This is a genomic window from Streptomyces sp. MCA2 (assembly GCF_023544705.1).
GTDB lineage: Bacteria > Actinomycetota > Actinomycetes > Streptomycetales > Streptomycetaceae > Streptomyces > Streptomyces decoyicus.
On the sequence record NZ_JAMJFM010000019.1, the window covers coordinates 122698 to 145931 of the forward strand.

Genomic DNA, 23234 nt, shown 5'->3' on the forward strand with positions numbered 1-23234 from the left:
GCGACTGACCTTCCGGACCCCCGGCGACACCACAGGAACAGAACAGAGGCGTGACACCGCAATGCGCACCACACCCCACCCCCCGCCCTGGCTCGTCCACGACGGCGTACTGACCGGTCTGAAGATCCTCGATCTCTCCCGCATCCTGTCCGGGCCGTTCTGCACCATGATGCTGGCCGATCTGGGCGCCGATGTGATCAAGGTCGAGGACACCGTCTCCGGCGACGACACCCGCGCCTGGGGTCCCCCCTTCCAGGGCGAGGACGCGGCGTACTTCCACAGCGTCAACCGCAACAAGCGGGGCATTGCCGTCGACCTCAAGGACCCCGACTGCCTGCGCCTGATACAGGAGCTGGCCGACAGCGCCGATGTGATCGTGGAGAACTTCCGGCCCGGCACCGCGGCCCGCCTCGGCCTGGGCTACGAGGACGTCCGCGTCCGCAATCCCGCCGTCGTGTACGCGTCCATCAGCGGTTACGGGCAGACCGGGCCGTACCGGAGCGAGCCGGGCTACGACGCGATCGCGCAGGCGGTCAGCGGCGTCATGAGCGTGACCGGGGAACCCGCGGGCCCGCCCGTGCGGTTCGGGGTGTCCCCGGCCGATCTCGCCGCCGGGATGTGGGCCGCCATCGGGGTCCTCGCGGCCCTGCGCAACCGCGAGCACACCGGCAGCGGCGAGTGGGTCGATGTCTCGCTGCTGGACGGGCAGGTGGCCTGGCTGAGCTATGTCGCCGCCGGGTACTTCGCCTCCGGCAACGTGCCGCAGCGCTACGGCTCGGCGCATCCGACGATCGTGCCCTACCAGGCGTTCCCCACGGCCGACGGTCACCTCATGGTCGCCGCAGGGAACGACGGCCTGTGGCGCCGCTTCGCCACCGCGATCGGACTCGCCGCGCTGGCCGACGATCCACGGTTCGCGACCAACCCCGACCGGGTCCGCCATCGTGAGGAACTGCTCCCGCTCATCGAACGGGCGCTGAGCGCACGCGGTGCCCAGGAGTGGGCCGAGCTGCTCACCGAGGCGGAGGTGCCGGTCGGCCCGATCAACACCGTCGACCAGGCCCTGCGGCACCCGCAGGTCCTCGCGCGCGAGATGGTCGCCGAGATCGAGCACGCCGACGCCGGCACCCTGCGCACCGTCGCCTCTCCCATCAAGCTGTCCGGCAGTCCGGCGGCCGTGCGCACCCCGCCGCCCCGGCACGGGGAGCACACCGCGCAGGTCCTGACCGGCCTCGGCGTCGGCCCACGGCAGTTGGCCGCTCTCCGCGAGCGGAAGGCCGCGAAGTGACCTCCCGGCCCGCTCCCGAACCCGCCATCGCCACGTCCTGGTCCGGCGGCGTCGCGGAGATCCGCATCGGTGACGGCAGCCGGCGCAACGCCCTTCCCGGCCAGGCCTGGGCGCAACTGGCCCGCCAGGTAGGGGAGTTGGGAGCAGACTCGTCGCTGCGGGTGCTGGTGATCCGTGGGCACGGCGACACGTTCTGCGCCGGCTCGAACATGACCGATTGGGTGGATGCGGATTCCGGATACGTCGAGGAGTCCTTCGCCCACATGGAAGCGGCGTTCACCGCGATCGAGGACTGTCCCGTTCCGGTGATCGCCGAGATCCGCGGTGTCGCCGCCGGGGCGGGCTGTCAGCTCGCTCTCGCCTGCGACCTGCGGTTCATGGCGGACAGTGCACGCATCGGGATGCCGATCGCCCGGCTCGGCATCCTCGCCAGTCCGGCCTTCGCGGCACGCATGGTCGCGCTGGCCGGACCTGCCGCGGCGCGGGAGCTGCTCTACACCGGCCGACTGGTCGATGCCCGTAGCGCGGTGGACCTCGGGCTCGCGGACGACAGCGTGCCCGAGGAGCGCCTCGCCGCCCGCACCTCCGGCCTCGCCGCCGCCGTCGCCGAGCAGCCGCCCGCGGCGATCCGGGCCGCCAAGCTGGCGGTGGCCGCGGCACTGGCGCCGCAGCGGGAGGCGGCCGCCGCCAATCCGCGGCCGGCGGTGGCACGGTCCGACTTCGACCGGGCGATCGCCGCGTTCCTCGGGCAGCGGTCGGCGGCCGCGGCGGTCCCGCCCGCCGCACCCTGACCGGTGCCGGGCCGGGCAGGCGGGGTTCACGGGAGGGCGTGGGGCGGGCGGGGGATGTTCTCGGGGCCGGCGCTACGCGCTGTTATTCGCCATGGGGCCGCTGTGTATCGTCGGGATGTGACTTGAAGTTTCAAGTAATTGTCCGCGGCGCCTCGCGGACCCGTCCCCGACATGCGAAAGAGCGCTCCCCATGACCTCCCCCCTCGGCACTCTCCAGTCCGCCCGTATCGGCACCCCGACGCGCCACGCCCCCTCGCCGCACGGCTACGACACCGGGCTGTTCCTGCTGCGGATCGCGCTCGGACTGACCATGGCCGCCCACGGCGCCCAGAAGCTGTTCGGCTGGTTCGGAGGTCCGGGGCTGGACGGGACCGCGCAGTTCTTCACGATGAGCGGCTATCCGGCGGGCAAGACGATGGCCGTCGTCGCCGGGCTGAGCGAGACGCTCGGCGGGCTGGGGCTCGTGGCCGGGCTGCTCACGCCGCTCGCCGCGGCAGCGGTCGTCGGCACGATGATCAATGCCCTCGCCGTGAAGTGGGGCGGGGGCTTCTTCGCGCCCAAGGGCGTGGAGTACGAGCTGCTGCTGACCGCCGGTGCGGCGGCGCTGGCGCTGACCGGGCCCGGCCGCTACGCCGTCGACCGCGTCCTGCCGGGCCTGCGCGCCCATCGGGCGGGCTACGGCGTGGCCGCGCTGGTGCTGGGCGGGGTGCTGGCAGGCGTGGTGCTTCTGGTCCGGAAGTGACCCGACCCCGGACCTCGGCCCTCGGCCCTCGGGCCGGAGACCCTCCGGATACCGGCCCGGGGATTCCGGGCAGGGACGGGACGGGCGGGGTAGAGCAGTGTGGGGAGGGCGCAGCGGCCCCTGGTCGTACCGCTGCGGCAGAAACGGAGAGCAGGCTTCATGTCCGTACGACGTCTTAACCACGCGGTGCTCTACGTCCGCGATGTGGCGCGGTCGGTCGCTTTCTACACCGACACCCTCGGGCTCGAGGTGGGGACCGAGATTCCGGGACGGGCCGCGTTCCTCCGCGCGCCCGGCTCGCTCAACGACCATGACCTGGCGCTGTTCGCGGTGGGACCGGACGCACCGGGGCCCGAGGCCGGTCGGGTCGGGCTCTACCACCTGGCCTGGGAGACCGGCACGCTCGGCGAACTCGTCGCGGCACATGCACGGCTCGTCGAGCGGGGCGCGCTGGTGGGGTCGAGTGATCACCTCGTCGCCAAGTCGCTGTACGCCAAGGACCCGGACGGCATCGAGTTCGAGGTGATGTGGCGGGTCCCGCGGGAGGACTGGCCGGGCCCGGACCAGCCGGACCGGCTGCTGCCCCTCGACCTGGCGGCGGCGCTGGAGCGCTGGGGGCCGGATCTGATGACGGGCGCGGCGGCCGGTTCGGCCACCTGACCGGGCAGCCGCGCCCGGGCGGCGGTACGGGCACGGGCGGTGATACGGGCGGCGGCTGCGTACGGGGCTGCTGGGGCTGAGGTGCCTCAGGCGCCCGGCGCGGCCTGCTCCACCTGCTCTGCCTGCTCCGCCTGCTCTGCCTGTTCCGTCGGCTCCGCCTGCGGCGTCGGCTTCGTTCGCGCCGCCCAGCGCTTCTCGACGCCGGCCAGTCGCCAGTACGCCAGCGCCGCGGCCCACACCACCACGAAGAGGCCGACGATGAGGAAGCCGACATTGTCGAGGTCGAGGCCGGAAATCCAGCCGGTGAGCGGGTCGTTGAGGGCGAGCTTGTCGTGCAGCACGGTCACCAGCTCGATCGTGCCGATGAAGAAGGCGACGGCGATCGACAGGCCGGTGATGGTGAGGTTGTAGTAGACCTTGCGCACCGGGTTGGAGAACGCCCACTGGTAGGCGAAGTTCATGAAGGTCCCGTCGAGGGTGTCGAACAGGCTCATCCCGGCGGCGAAGAGCAGCGGCAGACACAGCACCGCGTACCAGGGCAGGCCGGCCGCGGCGCCGCTGCCCGCCATCACCATCAGGGTCACCTCGGTCGCGGTGTCGAAGCCGAGCCCGAAGAGGAAGCCGAGCGGGAACATCTGGCCGGGACGGGTGATCGAGCGGGTGAACCGGCCCAGGAAGCGGTTCATGAAGCCGCGTGCGTCGAGGCGCTGTTCCAGCTCGGCCTCGTCGTAGTGGCCGTTGCGCATACCGCGGAAGACCCGCCAGATCCCGGCCAGCGCGATGAGGTTCAGGGCGGCGATGAGGTAGAGGAACGTACCCGAGATCGTCGTGCCGATCGTGCCCAGGATCTGGTGCGTACGGGATTCGTCGTTGAGCAGCGTGCCCGCGAGCTGGGCGCCGCCCGCCACCAGGGCCGCCATCGCGACGACGACACTGGAGTGCCCGAGGGCGAACCAGAAGCCGACCGACACCGGCCGCTTTCCGTCGGCCATCAGCTTGCGGGTGGTGTTGTCGATCGCGGCGATGTGGTCGGCGTCGAAGGCGTGCCGCATGCCGAGGGTGTAGGCGGTGATGCCGAGCCCGACACCGAAGACCTGGCTGCCCACGGCGTAGTGATGGGGGACCACGAGCAGGAAGAGCACGCCGAAGGCGACGACGTGCAGACCGGCTATGACGGCCATCAGGCCCGCGGTGCGGACGGTGTCCTGCCGGCGCCAGCGGAAAGCGGCGGAAGCAGGGGTGTTGCGGGTATCGGTGGACAGGGCCATCCGGCGGTCACGCTCCAGCACCTCGTGGATCAGTTCGTGAGATGCCGTGGCCGGTCTCCTGGCTTGGGGGTACCACCCTGCTCCTTGAGAGCTTGGGGGAGGGTGTACGCGTCCGCCCCCGCCTTCCCGGCCGCGGGCTGCGGTCAGTGGCGCCACCGGCGCGTCGTGCGCCGGTGGAAGGGGCGAAGACTCCCCGATCACAGTGGCGAGGGCCGCTCCGGACTGGGACCACACGGTCCGTCACCGGTCTTCCCGTACACCACGGCCCGGTCACTCTAACTGCCGCCCGGGAGGTGCGAGGTTCGCGGGGCCGGGCCCTGGGCGGTGGGCGATCGGTGGTCGCGGGGCGTCAGTACTCCAGGGCCGAGAGGAAGGCATGGAGTTCGTGGTCGAAGAGCGCGGTGTTCTCCAGATTGACCATGTGGGCCGCGCCCGGTATCCGGACTCTTCGGGCGCCGGGGACGGTCAGCGCTATCGCATGGGCGTTGGCGGAGATGTCGCTGCTGTCGAGGTCACCGTCGAACACGACCGTCGGCACCCGGATCTCGCCGAGGCGGTCGGCGGCGCCGACCTCAAGGGGCATACCGGCGCCCGCCCCGTCGGCATGCACCTCCACATTGGCCTCCGCCGAGGCGCGCATCCGCTCACGGAATCCCGGGTGCACCGCGGACGGTTCGCGATGCGGTCCGTCCACCCACATCCGCAGGAAGTGCTCGACATAGCGTTCCGCGCCGTCGGGGGCGCCGATCGCCGCCACCTGCGCCTTGATGTGCTCCAGGAGGAAGGGGTCGGTGAAGGCGCGGCCGCTGATCCCGGGGGAGGCGAGCGCGAGGGCCGTCACCCGGTCCGGGTGGGCTATGGCGGTGTCGAGCGCGACCCGCGCACCATGGGAGAGGCCGACGAGGACGGCGTCGGGGACATCGAGCGCGTCGAGCAGGGCGCACAGGTCGTCGTGGTTGGCGTAGTCGCCGGCCACGGTGGAGGACAGTCCATGGCCGCGGAAGTCGTAACGGATCGCGCGCAGGCCGGAGTTCACCAGCCAGGCGAACTGCTCGTCCCACATGTGCTGGTCGAGCATGCCGCCGTGGAGCAGCACCACCGCGGGGCCCGAGCCGGCCGTCTCGTAGAACAGCTCGCCGTCGTCGACCGGCACGATGCCGTTGTCGATCTCGGACCAGGCGGTGATTCCTCGGGTCATCTTGCGGGCCGTCCTTTGTGTACCTGATGCGGTGAAGCGGGCGTGATGCCATTGTCATCGCTATTGCCGTCACTGCCGCAACTGCCCTGACTGTCGCTTTCCTCCGGCGCACTGCGCGGGCCGTTCGCCAGATGCCGGAATTCCTCGCCGAGCCGGTCCAGTACATGCAGTGCGGTACGGACGTCCCCGGCGGGCAGATCGGCCAGCCGCCGGCGCAGCTCCGACGCCTCGAACGCCTGGATGCCGCCTATCGCCGCCGTGCCTTCGGCGGTGAGCCGGATCAGGGAGGAGCGGCGGTGTGCGGGGTTCGGGGCCGTCACGACCAGACCCAGCTCCGCGGCGTGGTTCACCCAGCGCTGCACCGGCTGCCGGTCGAGCCCCATGGCGCGCGCCAACTGCGGCACGGTCTGCGGGCCTTCGCTGCGCAGCGCGTCCAGCAGGGCGTGTTCGCCGGCCGTCATGCCCGTGCCCGCCAGCTCGTGCTCCACCGCGCGGACGACCGTGCGGTGCAGTGGCCACAGGCGTCGGATGACGCCGTACAGCAGGTCTTCGGCGGGCGTCGGATCCCCGCCGCCGGCACGCTCGGTATGGCTCGCGACGACACTCACGGCGTCCCCTTCGACATCCTCTTCGGCAACCTCGTCGACGCTCCCTTGCACATCCCCCTCAATGACACTCATGATGTCATGATGACATCGGCGATGTCGTTTGGGAAGAGGGTTGCCGCGGAAAGGAGTTGATGAGGCGGTGGGCATGACGGAGCCCGCTCGGACGGTGGACGAGAAAGGTGGACGGCCCATGAAGGTCGGTCTGTTGCGTGCGGTCGGGGTGGCCACGGCCGTGTACGGAGTGGCGGTGGCGGTGGCGCCCGATCTGCTGGCGCGGCCCTCGGGGCTGGTCGACGCCGAGGGGCGGACCGAGCCGGCGACCCGGACCTCGCTGCGCCCGCTGGCCTGGCGGGATGCGGTGAGCGGGCTGGCGATGGCGCTGGCGCCGGAGGGCCAGGCGCTGCGCACCGCCGCGTATGTGCGGATGGCGGCGGACTTCGGGGACGCCGTACTCCTCGGCGCGACGCTGCCGGGCCGCGACCGCAAGCTGAAGGCGGCCGCGGTGTCCGCGGGGTGGGGCGCGCTGTCGGTGGCCGGGCTGCTCGCCGGAAGACAGCGGCGGGGGAGCGGGGTTATGCGGTCGGCGGAGGTGGGGCCTCTTCGGGTGCGAAGGTGATGACGAGGTCGGCGCGGTCCCGAGTGGCCGCCACGACACGGGCGTTGGCCTCGTCCGAGGCGTGCACGAACCGCTCGGCTTCGGCGCGCGGACGACCGAAGCGCTCATGCCGGTCGACCAGCCGCCGGATCCGCTCCGGCGTGTCCAGCTCCACGTACCAGACCTCGTCGAGCAGCGCCCGGACCCGCGGCCACGGGGCGGATTCCAGGAGGAGGTAGTTGCCCTCGGTGACGATGAGCGGAATGTGGGGTGCCACGGGAATGCTGCCGGCGACCGGCTCCTCGATACGGCGGTCGAAGGCCGGGGCGTAGACGGCGGTGTCCGGCTCAGGGGAGCGCAGGCGCGCCAGCAGTGCGGCATAGCCGGCCGGGTCGAAGGTGTCCGGCGCGCCCTTGCGGTCCGTACGGCCCAGCCGGCGCAACTCCGCCTCGGCGAGATGGAAGCCGTCCATCGGTACGAGCGCCGCCTGCCCGGCCAGCTCCGCCACGAGGTGGGCGGCGAGGGTGGACTTGCCGGCGCCGGGCGGTCCGGTGATGCCGAGCAGCCGGCGCCGGCCGGGAGTCGCGGAGGCGGCGAGCCGACGGGCGCGGGAGAGGAGGTGCCGGGAATCCATGGTGCGTCCATCGTGCCTGAGGGGCGGGGCGCCGGCCGTACGCCCCCGGTCGGTGGCCAGGCCGGTGGCAGGCCGGGATGCTCAGAGGTACGGCAAAACGGGCGGGGCGGCCCCGAGGAGCGTGCCCTCAGGGGGACGGTCCTCGGGGCCGGACGGGCGGGGCATGCCCTACTGGAGAGACGCACCCCGGTCCGCGAGGCCCAGCCGCCACAGGGAGGTGACCTCGGCCGCGCGGGCCACATGCAGCGGGTCGGAGGTGTCGCGGGCGCGCGGATGGCGCGGGGTGATGTCGAGCCGGTCCAGGACCGTGAGGCCGGCCTTGGCGAAGGCGTCGAGGAGTTCGGCGTGCGGGCGCAGGCCGAGGTGTTCGGCCAGGTCGGAGAGGATCAGCCAGCCCTCGCCGTCCGGGGTCAGATGGTCCGCGAGGCCGCTCAGGAAGCCGTGCAGCATCCGGTTGCCCGGGTCGTACACCGCGTGCTCCACGGGGGAGGTCGGTTTTGCGGGCACCCACGGGGGGTTGCAGACGATCAGCGGGGCACGGCCGGCCGGGAACAGGTCGGCCTCGATCACCTCCACCTGACCGGCGACGCCCAGGCGTTCGGTGTTCTCGCGGGCACAGGCCAGCGCCCGCGGATCCTGGTCGGTGGCCACGACCCTGCGCACACCGCGCCGGGCGAGCACCGAGGCCAGTACGCCGGTGCCGGTGCCGATGTCGAACGCCAGCTCGTCGTGGGGCAGCGGCGCCTCGGCCACCAGGTCCACATACTCGCCGCGGGCCGGGGAGAAGACGCCGTAATGCGGGTGGATACGGTCGCCGCCGAGCGCCGGGATCTCGACGCCCTTCCTGCGCCATTCGTTGGCGCCGACGAGCGCGAGGAGTTCGCGCAGCGAGACGAGGGAGGCGGTCGGGTCCGGGCCCTCGGTGCCGTCTGCGGCTTCCGCTGCGGCTTCCGCGGCGGCGGGCTCGCCGGGGCCGTACGCCCTGGCGCAGGCCTCGCGGACGTCGGGGGCGCGGTGCAGCGGGACGGCGAGGGTCGCGTCGAGCGGAACCAGCAGCATGCCCAGGATGCGGGCGCGGTGATTCTGGGCGGCGCGGTGCACATGGAACGCCTGGGTGGCATCGGCGGGCGGCGCCTTGCGCGGGCGGCGGTCGATGCGGCGGGCCAGCGCCGTCAGCAACTGGCGGGCGTTGTGGAAGTCGCCGCGCCACAGCAGCGCGGTGCCCTCGCAGGCGAGTTTGTAGGCGTCGTCGGCCTTCGTCCGGTCGTCCGCGATGACGATGCGGCGGGGTGGCGGGGCGCCGTTCTCGGAGCGCCAACGGGCGGAACGGGCCTCGTCGGCCTCGGTCCATTCGACGACCGGCGGTTGGTTCACCGAAATGTGCCTCGCGTGTGGGTTCGGGCCCGTCCCAGGGGTGCCGCGGCGCGGCGCCGGTCCGGCGCCGGGGCACGGTGAGGCGCTCGCAGGAGTCGGTGGGCGGGGTGGTGTGACGGTTGACTTTACTCCGGATCGGGACCGCCCCTGGCCGTACCGTCGGCAGCACGGGCCGGACCGGGCCAGGTCGGCGCAGGCCGGATGGGCGCAGGCCGGACCGGCACGGCGCAGCGCCGAGGCCTGGAGGGCCCGAAGCCGGGCAGGGCGGAGCCGGCGTCAGGCGATGCCGAACGCCGCGGCGTAGCGCACCGTGCCGCGCGGGGGCAGGGAACCGTCCAGGGGCAGCGCCATGAAGGCCTCGTCCGGCCAGGGCTGTGGGGGCAGGATGCCGAACCGGTCGGCGGCCGGTGCGAAGCCGAAGCGTGGGTAGTACGGCGGATGGCCGAGCACGATCGCGGTCCGCTCACCGGCCGCCCGCGCGGCCTCCAGGAGCGCCCCGATCACCGCACTGCCGGCACCGCACTTCTGGTACGCGGGGAGTACCGCGCACGGGGCGAGCGCGACGGCCGGGACCGTGCCGACATGACAGCGCGTCAGCAGGGCATGGGCGGCGGGCGTGCCGTCCGGTGCCTCGGCGACGTAGGACAGGCCCGGCAGCCAGGCCGCCGGGTCATGGCGCAGGGCATCGACGAGGTCCGCCTCGCCGGCCGTCTCGAAGGCGGCGAGGTTGATCCGGCGGACGGCCGGCACGTCCTCGGCGGCTTCGGGGCGGGGGTGCCAGGTGGCGGGGACCGGGGCGCGCGGCGCGCTGTCGCCGGTGGCGTGCGGGCCGTTGCTTTCGTGGGTGCCGCTCATGCGCTTCATCGTCGCACCGGGGTCCGACAACCGGCCAAGGGTTTTCGCCCCGCCGTGCGGGGGCGGCTGTCCGGGGCCGCGCCTGCCGGCGGCCGCTCCTCCGGACGCCGGGCGGGCGACGGTCCCCGGCCGTCAGTGCGCCGTGCGGCGGTCCGGGCGGCGCATCAGGAAGGCGGCGGCCGACCCGGCGGCGAAGAGGGCGATGACGGAGAGGGCGGTGCCCACCCAGGACGTGCCGAGCCAGTGCCCGCCGAAGTAGCCGAGGCTCACGCTGTAGGCGGCCCAGGCGAGACCCGCGAGTGCGGACCACGGGAGGAACTCGCGGACCGTACGGTGCGCGACGCCGGCGCCCAGGCTGACCACGGAGCGCCCGGCGGGTGCGAAGCGGGCCAGCACGACGATGCCGCCGCCGCCTCGCGTCAGCGCCGCGCCCAGCCGTTCCTGCGCCGCCGTCAGACGACGGGAGCGGCCGATGGCGCGGTCGAAGCGGTCGCCGCCGCGCCAGGCGAGCCGGTAGGCGACCATGTCGCCGAGCACCGAGGCGGTGGCCGCGCACAGCACCAGGGAGACCATCTCGGCCAGGTGGGCGCCGGTGTGCACGGAGGCGGCATGGACGCCGCCGACCGCGTCCGCCGCGGTGCCGGCGCCGGCGGCCGTGGTGGCCGCGGTGATCACCAGGACGCCGCTGGGCAGGATCGGGACGAACACATCGAGGACGATCGAGAGACTGACGATCACATACACCCACGGGGTGCCGCGAAGGGACCCCAGGCTCTCCAGCAACGTCCTACTCCCGGTACGGAACCCCGCCGCGACGTCGCTCGGTGCGGCAGGGGCGGCCCTACAGCCATACAGCGTACGCCTGGCCTTTGCGGGCGGGAGGCCGGGGGGGAATGCGGGAGAAGGCGAGTAAATGCGGGGAAAGTGACGGGGCGTGAGGGGGCGGTATCGCGTCGGGATTCGCCCCGCGGACGCCGCACGGCCCGTACGGCGGCGGTGCCGTACGGGCCGTGCGGGGGCGGGCCGGAAGTGCCGGGCCCGCCGGGGGTGATGCGTCAGGCGGCGGAAGGCTCCTGGTGAGCGGTGGGAGCCTGCGCCTGCTCGCGCTCGCCGAAGAAGACCCGGTCGAGAGCCCACGAGCCGGGGCCTATGAAGAAGATCAGCAGGAAGGCCCAGCAGAACATCGCGGACGCCTCGCCGCCGTTCTGTATCGGCCACAGCGCCGAGCCCTGGTGGGCGGAGAAATACGCGTACGCCATCGAGCCGGAGCTGATGAACGCCGCGGGGCGGGTGCCCAGGCCGAGCATCACGAGGAGGCCGCCGGCCAGCTGGATCACCGCGGCGTACCAGCCGGGCCAGGCGCCGGTCGGGACGGTGCCGCCCTGGCCCATGGCGCCGCCGAGGACGCCGAAGAGCGAGGACGCTCCGTGGCAGGCGAAGAGCAGCCCGACGACGATGCGGAAGAGCGCGTGCGCGTGCGGGGCCGATCTCTGGGTGAAGGACGTCAGAGGTGCGGACATGTGGGGACTCCTACGGTTTCTGGGGACGAGGTCACCGTTGGAGGCGAAGGTTAGGGGAACCTAATCAGTACTTGCAAGTTCAACCTCTGGCCAAATGGGACCTTTGGCCCGAAGCGGCCGGGCCGGCGTCCGGAACCGCGCCGGTGTCCGGAACCGCACCTCCACCCGAGCCCGCCCCCGGCCCCGCACCCGTCACCGCGGCCCGTAGCGCCGCCCGCGCCACCGCGTCCGTGTCGGCCAGGGTGACCGACCCCACCCCGGGGCGCGCCCCCGCTGCCGTCACCCAGTGCACGCCCTCCGTCGGCACCCCGACCGCGAACCGCCGCGGATGGCGCCCGCCGTCGGCCTCGACCAGGTGGTACGGGCTCGCCGACACATCGATCCCGCCCGTTTCGTAGCCGTCCGCGGTGTGCGGCCGGCAGCCGCCGTCGGCCAGCAGCCGGGCCAGCAGCGCGTCCGCGGTGCGCCGGACGTCCGGTTCCGGCAGCCGCGCCTCGATCAGTGCCGTCGCCGTCACCTCCGACCCCGGAACCTCCGGTGAATGCGCCGTGAAACCGGGCCCGTTGCCGTCGGCGGCGCCGAGCCGGACCGTCATCCGGGGGCCGATCACCTCCAGCACCCCCGCCTCGATCAGCGCGGTCATCTCCTCGATCCGGCGCCGCGGCGGCCCGATGGACAAGAAGGCGTTGAGCGGGGTGTACCAGCGGTCCAGGTGGTTGCGGCGGGATACGCCGGCCAGCCCGCCGTGGTCGACGATCTGCCGCAGCTCGTTGCGCAGATCGCGCAGCACGTCGAGGGCCGCCTTGAGCGGTCCGGAGACATTGTCCTGCCGGGCGTGTGCGACGTCCTCGCGCAGATGCTCCAGCAACCACGCACGGAAGGCCGGGCGGCCGGCGAACGACCGGTCCACGTGCGGCCGGGCGACCCGGTCCCAGTCCCAGCGTTCGGCCGGCGCGATCCCGCAGGCGTCCAGCGCCGCGGCCTCGTCGGTGCCGCGGTGTGCGCCGGCCAGGAAACGCTCCCGGAAGCGGAGCCGCGCCGCACCGTCCGCACCGCGCCGCACCAGCAGCGCCTCGTAGTAGACCGCCTCCACCTCCTTGGCCACCAGAGGCCAGACCTCGGCCAGGAAGTCGGGCAGATCGCCGGAGTCCGCGCGCTTGCGGAAGGCCGCTATCACGTCCGGTGTGAGCAGCAGCGGCAGATGACGGCCGTGCGCGCCCTTCGCGTTGTCACCGCGCGCGTGGTACGGGATGCCGCGCCGGGAGCCCGCGTACAACCGGGGTTCGCGTCCGGACGGCAGATAGCTCAGCGACCCGTCGCCGCCGCGGACGAACCGGCCGCCGCGGGCCGTCGTCAACAGCGCCATGTGGTCGAAGAAGTTGAGGCCGAGGCCGCGCAGCAGTACCGGGCGGCCCGGGGCCAGCGCCTCCAGGGCGGCGGAGAGATCGGCGGGGTTGGCGGGCGGCAGATAGCGCAGACCGTGCCCGGCGGCGTAGTCGGCCAGGCGCCGTTGCTCCGGGTCCGCGACGGCCGGCAGATGCCCCTGCGCGAGGACCACCGCCCCCAGGCCGTCCAGCGTCCGGCCGTCGTCGAGGGTCAGCGACTGTGAGCCGTCGGGCCCCTCGGCCAGCCGCACGGCACAGGCCCGGTGCGCCACGACCGTCACCTCCTCGGGCGCGGTACGGACCGTGTGGCGGAAGACCCACTCCAGATAGCGGCCGTACAGCGCGCGCCCCGGATAGTCGTCCGGGCCGACCTCGCACCCCTCCCACGCGTAGAGGCTCGGCCCGGTACGTATCGGACCTGCGCACTCGACGCTGTCGTCGGTGAACAGCGTGACCTGCGACGCCACGGTGTTCATCAGCAGCTCGGGCGGCTGGGCGGTGCGCCACACCTGGCCGGCGCCGGGCGGCGCGGGATCGATGACATGGACGGTGAGACAGGCGCCCGGGGCCAGTTCGGCGGCCGAGGCACAGATCCGCTCCAGAACGCTCGTCCCGCGCGGCCCCGCGCCGACGATGGCGAGGGCGGGCCGGGTCCGGCGGTCGGCGGGATGGTCGGCTGCCAAGAGGGGCTCTCCCTGGGGCGGTGGACGGCCGGCGCGCGGGCGCGGCCGCCCGAGAGTGCGGGTGACGGGCAAAGGTGCGCCCCATCATCACCGCCCGATCCGCCGATGCGGCACCGGGGGGTGGGCAAAAAAATGCCGGATACCCGGGGCAATTGCCCGGCGCCCGGAGCCCGCCGGCCGTTCACCGGCGCCGGAGCGCCCGCATCATCCGGACTTGGAACGTTCGGTTCCCGGTGCAGGGCCGCCCGTACCACCGGATTTCCCGGCAACCCGCGCATCGGACAACGCCGCCCGCCAGACCGTGACGAGCCGGACGCCGCCGCTCTTCTCCCGGCGGGCCTGGTCCAGGGCGAGGCGCGCCGTACGGCCCGCCAGGGTCAGCGTCATCAGCTGGTTGCCGAACCACGGGCCGCCCGTACGCCGCCACTTCACCGCCGGCCGGGTCAGCCGCCCGTGCCGGGCCAGCAGCTTCCCCAGCCAGCGGCCCGACCGGCTCCAGCCGAAGCGGAAACCGGCCTGGAGCGAGCCGGGAATGCTGTTGTGGACGGGCGAGCAGGTCAGCTGGAGCACCCGGCTCGCGGGGTGCGGTCCCGCGCCGCGCCAGTGCGGCTCCGCCACGTAGGCGTGGTGCACATCGCCGGACAGCACACAGACCGTCGTCGGCGCCTCCGGGCCGGAACCGGCCTCGGCGATCAGCTCGGTGAGCGCGGTGAACGAACCGGGGAAGGCCGCCCAGTGCTCCAAGTCGGCGCGCTGGCGCAGGAACTCGCCCCGGCGGGCCCAGCGGGGGCCGCGCTCGCCGGCGCACAGCGCGGCGTTCCAGCCCTCCGCGGCATGGATGAGGTGCGGCAGCAGCCACGGCAGCGAACTGCCGAGCAGCAGATGGTCGTAGCTGCCGCGCCCCTCCAGCACGGCCTGCCGCAGCCATTCGCCCTCGGTCTTGTCGAGCATCGCGCGGTTGCTCTCGTCCAGCACGCGGGTGGCCCTGGTGTCGATCATGACCAGTCGCACCCGGCCGAACTCGCGGCGGTAGCTCCAGCGCGCGCAGGCCGGATCGGTGTCCGCGTCGGCCGCGAACTCCCGCACCGCGTCCGTCCCGTCCGGCACCGCCCGCACCCGCGCGTACAGCGCGTCGGCGGCCAGCTCCGCGGGCGAGAGATTGCCCAGATGCTGGTACACCCAGTACGACATCAGGCCGCCGAGTATCCGCTCGCGCCACCAAGGGGTCGCCCGCATCCGGGCCAGCCAGGCCGCCGAGGTGTTCCAGTCGTCGATCACATCGTGATCGTCGAAGATCATGCAGCTGGGGACCGTGGACAGCAGCCAGCGGACCTCCGGGTCGAGCCAGGACTCGTCGTAGAGGTGGGTGTACTCCTCGTAGTCGGCGACCTGCTTCCCGGGCGGCTCGCTGATGTCGCGGCGGGCGGCCAGCACCTGGGCGGTCGCGTCGGAGGTCTGGTCGGCGTAGACCTGGTCGCCCAGCAGGAGCAGCACGTGGGGGCGCGGCCGGCCGGGATCGGCGGCCAGTGTGGCGGCGAGGGTGTCCAGGGCGTCCGGGCCGACCGGGTCGTGCGCCGCTTTCGAGGGCGTCGCCGACCAGCGGCAGGAACCGAAGGCGAAACGCAGCGGCTCGTCGGCGGAGGCGGGGAGGGTGCGGATCGTGCTCGCGGGGAAGCGGCTGCCGGGCGGCGGCCAGACCTGCTCCCCACTACTGCCGGGAGGGGCCCCCGGCTCGTCGAGCAGGACCTGGTAGGGCGTCTCGCTGCCGGGCGCCAGACCGGTCACCGCGACCAGCGCGTAGTGGTGCCCGGCCACCTGCCAGGTGCGTTCCGTGCCGACCGGCCCGTCGTCGCAGCGGACCCGCACCACGCACGGCTCGTCGGTCTCCACCCACACCGTCGCGCTCTGCGCGTCGACGTAGCGCAGCAGCGGCCCCAAGCGCAGTCCGGCCATCGTGCCTCCCCACTTGTCGTGGTCAGAGGATAGGAGCACAACGGGGACGGTGGGGGACCGGGGCGGCGGCGCGCCCGCCGGCCGGTGGTTTCCGGTCGGCGGGCGCGCAGGGCCGGCAGCGCCGGGGAGCGCGGCTCAGCAGCCGTCGAGGATCTTCTTCAGTGCGGCCTTCTCGGCGGAGTCCGCGGTCATGCCGTACTCATGCTTCACCCAGACCCACATCCGGGCGTACTCGCAGTGGTACGAGGTCTTCGGCGGCAGCCACTTCGCCGGGTCCTTGTCGCCCTTTTCCTGGTTGAGGTTGTCGGTGACGGCGATCAGCTGGGAGTGGGTGAGATCGTTCGCCAGCTCCTTGCGGCGCTCGGTGGTCCACTGCGCGGCGCCGGACTTCCAGGCCTCGGACAGCGGCACGACATGGTCGATGTCGAGGTCGGCCGCGTTGGTCCAGGTCGCGTCGTCGTAGGCCGAGACCCACTTGCCGCTCTTCGCCGCACAGCTGTCGTCCTGCTGCACGTCCGTGCCGTCGCGCTTGAGCACCACCTCGCGGGTGTTGCAGTTCTTGCCCTGCTCGATCCAGTGCGGGAACTTGTCGCGGCTGTAGCCGTCCTGGGGGCCCTCGGCCTGTTCCTTGATGTCGGCGAGGTACGTCCGTGCGGTGGCCGCGTCCGGCGGGCTGGGCGGTGCTGCCTGGGCGGTCTGTCCGCTGAGTACCAGCGTGCAGACCAGTGCCGCGGCCGATCCGGCGGCGAGCGAAACTCGACGCGCGTAGACCTTTTTCATCGAAACTCCCGGAATGTGGGGGGAAGTTGCCGTGCGGTGCCGACCCATGGTGGCGATGTGGGGTTTCCACAGGATGGGCACCAGGTAACAGAGTGGCGACATGCCCACGTCAGTTCAAGGGGAGCTGACGGGGCACCACAAATGCATCACGGCACTCCGGTTGAGTCGCCCCCGCGCACGCGCCCCTGTCGCCGCCCTACAGTGAGCGCGTGCTGCTGCCGGTCAACGCCACCCTCGGGGTCGTTCTCGCCGTCCTGCTCGCCGCCGCCGTGGCCCTCGCCGCGGTGGCGCGCCTCGGCCATGCCCGGGCCATCGCCGTCGCCGGACTGCGCGCGGCCGCCCAACTGGCCGCCGTCTCCTACCTCATCGGCTGGGTGGTGCACGCCCTCCCCTGGCTGCTGTGTTTCCTCGCGCTGATGTTCGGGGTGGCCGTATGGACCGCCGGCCGCCGGATCACCCGGAACCACACCTGGTGGTGGGCCGCCGCGCCGATCGCCGCCGGGGTCGTGCCGGTCGTCGCTCTGCTGCTGCTCACCGGCCTGGTGCCGCCGCGCGGTCTGACCCTTATCCCCGTCGCGGGCATCCTGATCGGCGGCGCGCTGACCGCCACCGTCCTGGGCGGACGGCGGGCGCTGGACGAGCTGGAGACCCGGCGCGGCGAGTTCGAGGCGGGTCTCGCGCTGGGGCTGCCGGACCGCGACGCGCGGATGGAGGTCGCCCGCCCGGCCGCCTCGGACGCCCTGCTGCCGGGGCTCGACCAGACCCGGACCGTGGGATTGGTCACACTGCCCGGTGCGTTCGTCGGCATGCTGCTGGGCGGCGCGTCCCCCGTACAGGCCGGTGCGGTGCAGTTGTTCGTGCTGGTCGCCCTGCTGGCGGTGCAGGCGGCGGCCTGTGCGACGGTGCTGGAACTGGTCGCGCGCGGACGGCTGCGCCGCGTACCCTTGACGGCAGCAGAAGGGGAGTAGCTCTCTGCCGGACCGTCGACATACTGCCCTCCCGTCGCCCGACCACCTCTGGTGGAGCGCGTTCCGCGCGCTGAGACGACGTGGAGAGCCGGCGCCCGGAGCCCGGTACGGACACGTACCGCGCCAGCGAGACCTTCGGCCGCAGTGTTTGACGCTGCCGTGCCGAAGCGACCCCTTTCCCGGGCCCCTTTGGTGCGGCCCGACCGATCGAGGTATGCCACCCCGTGTTCAGCCTTACCGTCGCCGCCGTCGTCTTCGGCGTCGTCTTCCTCGCCGAGCTGCCCGACAAGACCGCCCTGGCGGGTCTGATGCTCGGCACCCGCTACCGCGCTTCGTACGTCTTCGTCGGCGTCGCCGCGGCCTTCCTCGTGCATGTGGCGCTCGCCATCGCCGCCGGCAGCGTGCTGACGCTGCTGCCGCACCGCCTGGTACAGGGTGTGGTCGGCGTCCTCTTCCTGGCCGGCGCCGCCGTGCTGCTGTTCCGGAAGGGCGATGACGAGGAAGAGGTGAAGAAGCCCGCCGACCAGAGCTTCTGGAAGGTCTCCGGGGCGGGCTTCATGATGATCCTGGTCGCCGAGTTCGGTGATCTGACCCAGATCATGACCGCCAACCTCGCGGCCCGTTACGACGACCCGCTCTCGGTCGGTGTCGGTGCCGTCCTGGCCCTGTGGGCGGTGGCGGGCCTGGGCATCCTGGGCGGCCGTACGCTCATGAAGTATGTGCCGCTGGGGCTGATCACGAAGATCGCGGCGGGTGTGATGCTGCTGCTGGCGGGCTTCAGCCTGTACGAGGCGATCGCCGGCTGAGACGTTCGTCGGCCGAGTCGCAGGACGCAACGGGCGAGGGGGCCGGGGACGCGCTTTGCCGGCGTCCCCGGCCCCCTCGCCCCGCGTCGGGTGTGGGCTCTCAGCCCGTGATGTGCACGGCGATCATGCCGTCCGGCAGCGCCTCGACGCGGACGCCGGTGAGGTCGCGTACCTGCGCGGTGGGCGCGAAGGCGGCGGCCCGGTCGCCGACGCCGACCACGCGCATCCCGGCCGCCCGCCCCGCCTCGATGCCCGCCTGGGAGTCCTCGAACACCAGGCAGTCCTCCGGGGCGTACCCCAGCTCGGCGGCGCCCTTGAGGAAGCCGTCCGGATCGGGCTTGCTGGCGCTCACGCTCTCCGCCGTGATCCGCACGGCCGGCATGGGCAGCCCGGCCGCGCCCATCCGGGCGTCGGAGAGCGGGATGTCGGCGGAGGTCACCAGGGCGTGCGGGAGGGTGGCGAGGGCGGCCATGAAGGCAGGCGCGCCGGGGACCGGCACCACGCCGTCCGTGTCCGAGGTCTCCTGCGCCAGCATCCGGCGGTTGTCCGCCATGTTGAGGTCCATCGGGCGGTCCGGGAGCAGCGCGGCCATGGTGGCCCAGCCCTGCCGGCCGTGGACGACCTTGAGGACCTCGTCCACGTCCAGCTCCTGCTCGGCCGCCCAGCGGCGCCAGCAGCGCTCGACGACGGCCTCGGAGTTCACGATCGTGCTGTCCATGTCCAGCAGCAGGGCGCGGGCGGTGAGCGTGGTGGTGGCCGTCATCGGCGGGCTCCTGGGCGCTACGGGCATACGGACGGTGCGGCCGCATGCGGACGGGGCGGATCGCGCATGGGAAAACAACGTGGCCCCGCCCGCCGGTCAGGGAGTGCGGGCGGAGCCACTTTGTTTCTTCACGATACAAAACGGATCCGGGTCTCGACAACCGGGCCTGGTCAGCGCGGCGCCACGGGCCGTCCGGCCCCGGCCCGCCGGGCAGCCCCTACGGCTCGTGCGTACGGGACTCCAGGGATGCCCTGGTCCGCGTGCCGTAGACGCCGTCGGGGTCGCCCGTCACTCCGTAGGCCTGCTGATAGCGGGATACGGCGGCCCGTACCTCCGCGCCGTAGTGCCCGTCGTCCGGGCCTGTATAGACGGCCAGTTGGCGCAGCCGCCCCTGTAGCTCCGCCACCTCCGGGCCGTCGGCTCCCTCGCGCAGCACGATCGGCCCCGTGGGCGGGGCGCTGGGGCCGTGGCTGCCGGGGGAGTCCGTGACGCTGCCGGATGCCCGGGTGGGAGCGGGAGGCGCGGGGCTCGTGGTGCGGTGGCGCTGCACGGTGGCCGTGGGGGAGCGGAGCCCGGTCGCGTCCGGTGACGGTGAGCGGGCCGCGGAGCGGGAGGGGGCGGCGTCGCTCCGGGTGGGGGCGGCCGCGCCGTCGGTGGGGAATCCGGCGCTGGGGGAGACGGTGCCGAGGCCGGGCGGCGCCGCCCGGTCGTGGGCGTCGCCGGACAGCGCATCGGTGGTGATCAGGACCGCGGCGGCGGCCACCGCGGCTACGGCGGCCGCCAGTGCGGCCGATAACGCGCGCGGACGGCGAGGGGGCCGGAGCAAGGGGCCGGCGGACGGCTCCCCCTCCGACGCGCGGAACGTCCGGGAGGCCGGGCCGGGGCGGCGGCGCGCACGGGGCAGCAGGGGCGGCCCGGAGGCGGAGTCGGAGTCGGAGCTGGCGGAGGCGGGAGGGGCGGAAGAGGCGGGAGGGGCGGACGCCGGGGCCGCGGTGTCCGACGGGCCGGACGAGGGGAACGGTCCGGTGACGGAATCGCCGGCGGGCGAGGGGGTGTCGGCGGGTGAGGGCGCGTCGGCTCGGTGCACGGCCGCGTCCACCCCGGGTAAGTCCTCCAGCCGGTCACCCCCGCTGAGGGAGGGCCGGCCCCTCCCGTCGTCGTACGGGGCGCCGCCCGAGTCGCTGTCCCCGCCCTCGTCCTCGTCCTCGCCCTCGTCCGGCAGTGACACGTACGGCCGAATGCGCAGTGGCTCAAAGTCCTCCGCGTCGACCGCCGCACACAGGCAGGTGGGGTGGCCGCCGCCGCGTACGGGGGCGGAGCAGTGCGGGCATGTCCGTGCCGTCACGAGCGGTCCCCTCCCTGGAGGCCTCGAACCGGCAGCGATTATCCAGAGGCCGCACCCGTTCGCGCAGGCACTCGAACACATCCGTACGACAGGCCCCGGGTGTCCCCTGAACGGCCCCGGATACCGGACGCCGTTCGGCGGGCCATATCGGGCCGAACCGCCCAGGATGGAAGAAGCCCGAACGGCGGTCCACTACGGAAAGGGCAGCCTGGCGGAACACAGAGGGAGAGCTCATGGCGCAGGACACCAGCGCTCCTGCCGTCCCTGGGGAGGAGCGGTCCCGGCGGACGGTCCTCGTCGCGATCGGCGCGCTGTTGCTCGGCATGCTCCTCGCGGCGCTCGACCAGACCATCGTCGCCACCGCACTGCCCACGATCGTCAGCGAGCTCGGCGGCCTGGACCACCTCTCCTGGGTGGTCACCGCCTACCTGCTGGCCGCGACGGCCGCGACACCCCTGTGGGGCAAGCTCGGTGACCAGTACGGCCGGAAGAAGCTGTTCCAGACCGCCATCGTGATCTTCCTGATCGGCTCGGTGCTGTGCGGTGTCGCGCAGAACATGGGGGAGCTGATCGTCTTCCGGGCCCTCCAGGGGCTGGGCGGCGGCGGTCTGATCGTGCTGTCGATGGCGATCGTCGGCGATATCGTTCCGCCCCGCGAACGCGGCAAGTACCAGGGCCTGTTCGGTGGCGTCTTCGGCGCTTCGAGCGTCCTCGGACCGCTGCTCGGCGGGCTGTTCGTGGACCACCTCAGCTGGCGCTGGGTGTTCTACATCAACATCCCCGTCGGCATCGTCGCGCTCGCCGTCATCGCCGCCGTGCTGCACATTCCGCGCCGCCGCACCCGGCACCGGATCGACTACCTGGGCACCGCCCTGATCGCCGCGGTCGCCGCCTGCTTCGTCCTGATGACCTCGCTCGGCGGCGTCAGCTACCCCTGGGGCTCCTGGCAGATCGTGGGATGCGGCGTGCTCGGCGTCGTGCTGCTGGGCGCGTTCCTCGCCGTCGAGAGCCGGGCCGCCGAACCCGTACTGCCGCTGCGCCTGTTCCGGAGCCGCAGCTTCACACTGACCTCCGTCATCGGCTTCATCGTCGGCTTCGCGATGTTCGGATCGATGACGTATCTGCCGACGTTCCTACAGGTCGTGCAGGGGGTTTCCCCGACGCTGTCCGGGGTCCACATGCTGCCCATGGTGGTCGGCATGCTGCTGGCCTCCACCGGCTCCGGGCACATCGTCAGCCGCACCGGCCACTACAAGGTCTTCCCGATCGCCGGCACCGGCGTCGTGGCCCTGGGCCTGCTGCTTCTGCACCAGCTCGACCGGTCCAGCGGCTTCGGCGAAATGAGCGCCTACTTCTTCGTCTTCGGCTTCGGACTCGGCCTGGTCATGCAGGTGCTGGTGCTCATCGCGCAGAACGCCGTCGCCTACCAGGACCTGGGTGTCGCCACCTCCGGCGCCACGTTCTTCCGCTCCATCGGCGGCTCGTTCGGGGTGTCCCTCTTCGGCACGGTCTTCACCAACCACCTCCGTCCGCGGATCGCCGAGGCGCTCTCCGGGGCGCAACTGCCGCCGGGCATCGCCCCGTCCACGATCGCCGAGGACCCGCGGACCGTCGCCCGGCTGCCGGCCGGGCAGGCGGCCGGGGTCCTCAACGCCTACGCGGTCTCGATCACCGATGTCTTCCTCTACGCCGTCCCGGTCGTCCTGGTCGCGTTCGCCCTGGCCTGGTTCCTCAGGGAGGAGCCGCTGCGCAGCAGCGTCACCGCCCCCGACACCAGCGAGGTGCTCTCCTCCAACCCCGTCGAACGGTCCTCGCGCGACGAATGCGCCCGCGCGCTGTCCAAACTCGGCAGCAGGGAAGGCCGTAAGCACATCTACGAGAAGATCACCGCACGGGCCGGACTGGACCTCAAACCGGCCGCCGGCTGGCTGATCCTGCGCATCCACCGCCACGGCACGGTGGAACCGGCGCTGCTCGCCGAACGCAGCACGGTGCCGCTCGGCGTGATCGCCGAGAGCATCCGCCAGATCGAGGAACGCGGACTCGCCACCCGTGACGGGCTGCTGCTGCGGCTCACCGACCGCGGCCGGGAGACCGCCGGCCGGCTCTCGGCGGCCCGCCAGCAGTCGCTCGCGGAGATGCTGGGCGACTGGTGGACCAGGGACCGGCCCACCGACCTCACCGAACTCGTCCGGGAGCTGACGGCGGAACTGTGCGGCTCGGACGCGGAAGAGCCGCACAACGGCGACGCCCGCCCGCCGTTGCCGCGCACCCATCCGCCGGCGCCACAGCCGCCGGACCTGGCGAAGTGAGGGTGAGTGAGGTGGGGGTGATGGCTGCGGAGGCATGACCGTGGTGGTGATCTGACGATGGTCGTGAACTGACCACGGCCGGTGGGTAGATGGAGGTCCGGTCAGCCCGTCAACGGGCCCGCGTCCATGTCCGCGTCCGCGTCCAGCCGCTTCTCGAAGTAGATCTCCGCGTAAGGGTCGTCGTGGTACGGATCGATCTCCGTGAAGCCGTGCCGCCGGTAGAGCGCGACGGCCTCCACCAGGTCCAGCCGGGTGTCGAGCCGGACCCGCTCGGCGCCCAGCTGCGCCGCGGCCCTCTGGGCGGCCGTGAGCAGCGCGCCCGCTCCGCCCCGGCCGCGCCGGGCGGCCCGTACGTACATCTGCTTGAGCTCCGCGGTCCGTGCGTCCAGCAGCCGCACTCCGACGCAGCCCGCCACCGCCTCGCCGTGGCGGGCCACCAGCAGCACGCCGTTCGGCGGCGTCAGATCGGCGCTGGGATACTCCGCCACGCCCTCGTCGATCTCCTCCGGCGTCGAGCGGCGGCCCTCGTGCAGCGCGAAATAGCGGTCGGCCACCTCGGTGTAGTACTCGCGCAGCAGCGCTTCGGCGTCCGGCGAGCCGACCGGCTCGGCGGAGACGGTCCAGGGGAGACGGAGGGTGGCGGCGTCACTCATGGCGCCATTGTCGCGGCCGGGGTGGCCCGCGGCGCAACAGATTTGAGTGACGC

At 72.9% G+C, this 23234-nt stretch carries 22 protein-coding genes and 1 riboswitch; of the genes, 8 read left to right on the plus strand and 14 right to left on the minus strand.

The genetic code is table 11. From position 1 onward, the window contains the following. The first annotated feature begins 61 nt into the window (after positions 1 to 61). The 4 genes from M8I34_RS18250 to M8I34_RS18265 all read left to right on the plus strand — a co-directional run bounded on the left by M8I34_RS18250 (position 62) and on the right by M8I34_RS18265 (position 3481). Positions 62 to 1288 carry a CaiB/BaiF CoA-transferase family protein gene (locus M8I34_RS18250; RefSeq protein ID WP_244414981.1) on the plus strand — a complete coding sequence of 409 codons (1227 nt, stop codon included), beginning with the start codon at positions 62 to 64 and terminating at the stop codon, positions 1286 to 1288. After that, positions 1285 to 2079 (plus strand): enoyl-CoA hydratase/isomerase family protein, encoded by a 795-nt coding sequence (locus tag M8I34_RS18255; RefSeq protein WP_250050483.1) that lies wholly within the window; start codon positions 1285 to 1287, stop codon positions 2077 to 2079. Before M8I34_RS18250 ends, M8I34_RS18255 begins: the two co-directional genes overlap by 4 nt. A 190-nt stretch (positions 2080 to 2269) precedes the next feature. After that, positions 2270 to 2821: a DoxX family protein gene (locus M8I34_RS18260; RefSeq protein WP_250050484.1), complete on the plus strand. Its 552-nt coding sequence runs from the start codon at positions 2270 to 2272 to the stop codon at positions 2819 to 2821. A 159-nt stretch (positions 2822 to 2980) separates the two neighbouring features. After that, positions 2981 to 3481, plus strand: coding sequence for a VOC family protein (locus tag M8I34_RS18265; RefSeq protein WP_250050485.1), 501 nt, complete (start codon positions 2981 to 2983; stop codon positions 3479 to 3481). 86 nt (positions 3482 to 3567) lie between these two features. Here M8I34_RS18265 and M8I34_RS18270 read toward each other — a convergent pair whose 3' ends face one another. The 3 genes from M8I34_RS18270 to M8I34_RS18280 form a co-directional block, all read right to left on the minus strand. Next, positions 3568 to 4749, minus strand: a complete 1182-nt coding sequence (locus M8I34_RS18270; protein ID WP_250050509.1) for a HoxN/HupN/NixA family nickel/cobalt transporter — start codon at positions 4747 to 4749, stop codon at positions 3568 to 3570. Between the two features lie 30 nt (positions 4750 to 4779). Further along, positions 4780 to 5028: riboswitch (cobalamin riboswitch) on the minus strand. A gap of 70 nt (positions 5029 to 5098) precedes the next feature. After that, the gene (locus M8I34_RS18275) at positions 5099 to 5947 is read right to left on the minus strand and encodes an alpha/beta fold hydrolase (protein ID WP_250050486.1); all 849 of its coding nucleotides are present in this window, start codon (positions 5945 to 5947) and stop codon (positions 5099 to 5101) included. Beyond that, positions 5944 to 6627, minus strand: a complete 684-nt coding sequence (locus M8I34_RS18280) for a MarR family winged helix-turn-helix transcriptional regulator (protein ID WP_250050487.1) — start codon at positions 6625 to 6627, stop codon at positions 5944 to 5946. Before M8I34_RS18280 ends, M8I34_RS18275 begins: the two co-directional genes overlap by 4 nt. Before the next feature lie 118 nt (positions 6628 to 6745). Between M8I34_RS18280 and M8I34_RS18285 the strand changes: the two genes are divergently transcribed. Beyond that, a complete protein-coding gene (locus M8I34_RS18285; protein WP_250050488.1) occupies positions 6746 to 7171 on the plus strand; it encodes a hypothetical protein in 426 nt (141 codons plus the stop codon). Here M8I34_RS18285 and M8I34_RS18290 read toward each other — a convergent pair. The 8 genes from M8I34_RS18290 to M8I34_RS18325 all read right to left on the minus strand — a co-directional run bounded on the left by M8I34_RS18290 (position 7128) and on the right by M8I34_RS18325 (position 16334). Beyond that, positions 7128 to 7784, minus strand: coding sequence for a nucleoside/nucleotide kinase family protein (locus tag M8I34_RS18290; protein WP_250050489.1), 657 nt, complete (start codon positions 7782 to 7784; stop codon positions 7128 to 7130). The two genes, M8I34_RS18285 and M8I34_RS18290, sit on opposite strands and share 44 nt — an antisense overlap. A 168-nt stretch (positions 7785 to 7952) precedes the next feature. Then, the gene (locus tag M8I34_RS18295) at positions 7953 to 9158 is read right to left on the minus strand and encodes a class I SAM-dependent methyltransferase (protein ID WP_250050490.1); all 1206 of its coding nucleotides are present in this window, start codon (positions 9156 to 9158) and stop codon (positions 7953 to 7955) included. Positions 9159 to 9434: 276 nt separating this feature from the next. Then, complete coding sequence (locus M8I34_RS18300) at positions 9435 to 10013, minus strand: GNAT family N-acetyltransferase (RefSeq protein WP_250050491.1); 579 nt, start codon at positions 10011 to 10013, stop codon at positions 9435 to 9437. A 132-nt stretch (positions 10014 to 10145) separates the two neighbouring features. After that, entirely contained in the window at positions 10146 to 10796 is a 651-nt protein-coding gene (locus M8I34_RS18305; RefSeq protein ID WP_250050492.1) for a DedA family protein, read from the minus strand. A gap of 272 nt (positions 10797 to 11068) precedes the next feature. Continuing rightward, on the minus strand, positions 11069 to 11533 hold the full coding sequence (locus M8I34_RS18310; RefSeq protein ID WP_244414992.1) for a DoxX family protein: 465 nt from the start codon (positions 11531 to 11533) through the stop codon (positions 11069 to 11071). A gap of 79 nt (positions 11534 to 11612) precedes the next feature. Beyond that, positions 11613 to 13601: an FAD/NAD(P)-binding domain-containing protein gene (locus M8I34_RS18315; RefSeq protein ID WP_250050493.1), complete on the minus strand. Its 1989-nt coding sequence runs from the start codon at positions 13599 to 13601 to the stop codon at positions 11613 to 11615. A gap of 204 nt (positions 13602 to 13805) precedes the next feature. After that, a complete protein-coding gene (locus tag M8I34_RS18320) occupies positions 13806 to 15554 on the minus strand; it encodes an alkaline phosphatase D family protein (RefSeq protein WP_250050510.1) in 1749 nt (582 codons plus the stop codon). Between the two features lie 135 nt (positions 15555 to 15689). Beyond that, positions 15690 to 16334, minus strand: a complete 645-nt coding sequence (locus M8I34_RS18325) for an HNH endonuclease family protein (protein WP_030991533.1) — start codon at positions 16332 to 16334, stop codon at positions 15690 to 15692. Positions 16335 to 16543: 209 nt separating this feature from the next. On the opposite strand from M8I34_RS18325, the gene M8I34_RS18330 reads away from it, so the two are divergent. Next, positions 16544 to 17302: an ABC transporter permease gene (locus tag M8I34_RS18330; protein ID WP_250050494.1), complete on the plus strand. Its 759-nt coding sequence runs from the start codon at positions 16544 to 16546 to the stop codon at positions 17300 to 17302. A 224-nt stretch (positions 17303 to 17526) separates the two neighbouring features. Then, positions 17527 to 18108 carry a TMEM165/GDT1 family protein gene (locus tag M8I34_RS18335; RefSeq protein ID WP_030991537.1) on the plus strand — a complete coding sequence of 194 codons (582 nt, stop codon included), beginning with the start codon at positions 17527 to 17529 and terminating at the stop codon, positions 18106 to 18108. A gap of 100 nt (positions 18109 to 18208) precedes the next feature. On the opposite strand, the gene M8I34_RS18340 is transcribed toward M8I34_RS18335, so the two are convergent. Both M8I34_RS18340 and M8I34_RS18345 read right to left on the minus strand, forming a co-directional pair. After that, positions 18209 to 18871 (minus strand): HAD-IA family hydrolase, encoded by a 663-nt coding sequence (locus tag M8I34_RS18340; protein WP_250050495.1) that lies wholly within the window; start codon positions 18869 to 18871, stop codon positions 18209 to 18211. 217 nt (positions 18872 to 19088) lie between these two features. Further along, complete coding sequence (locus M8I34_RS18345; RefSeq protein ID WP_250050496.1) at positions 19089 to 20216, minus strand: peptidoglycan-binding protein; 1128 nt, start codon at positions 20214 to 20216, stop codon at positions 19089 to 19091. Between the two features lie 233 nt (positions 20217 to 20449). On the opposite strand from M8I34_RS18345, the gene M8I34_RS18350 reads away from it, so the two are divergent. Further along, positions 20450 to 22528, plus strand: coding sequence for an MDR family MFS transporter (locus tag M8I34_RS18350; RefSeq protein ID WP_250050497.1), 2079 nt, complete (start codon positions 20450 to 20452; stop codon positions 22526 to 22528). A 101-nt stretch (positions 22529 to 22629) separates the two neighbouring features. On the opposite strand, the gene M8I34_RS18355 is transcribed toward M8I34_RS18350, so the two are convergent. Beyond that, positions 22630 to 23181, minus strand: coding sequence for a GNAT family N-acetyltransferase (locus tag M8I34_RS18355; RefSeq protein ID WP_250050498.1), 552 nt, complete (start codon positions 23179 to 23181; stop codon positions 22630 to 22632). Positions 23182 to 23234 lie beyond the last annotated feature (53 nt).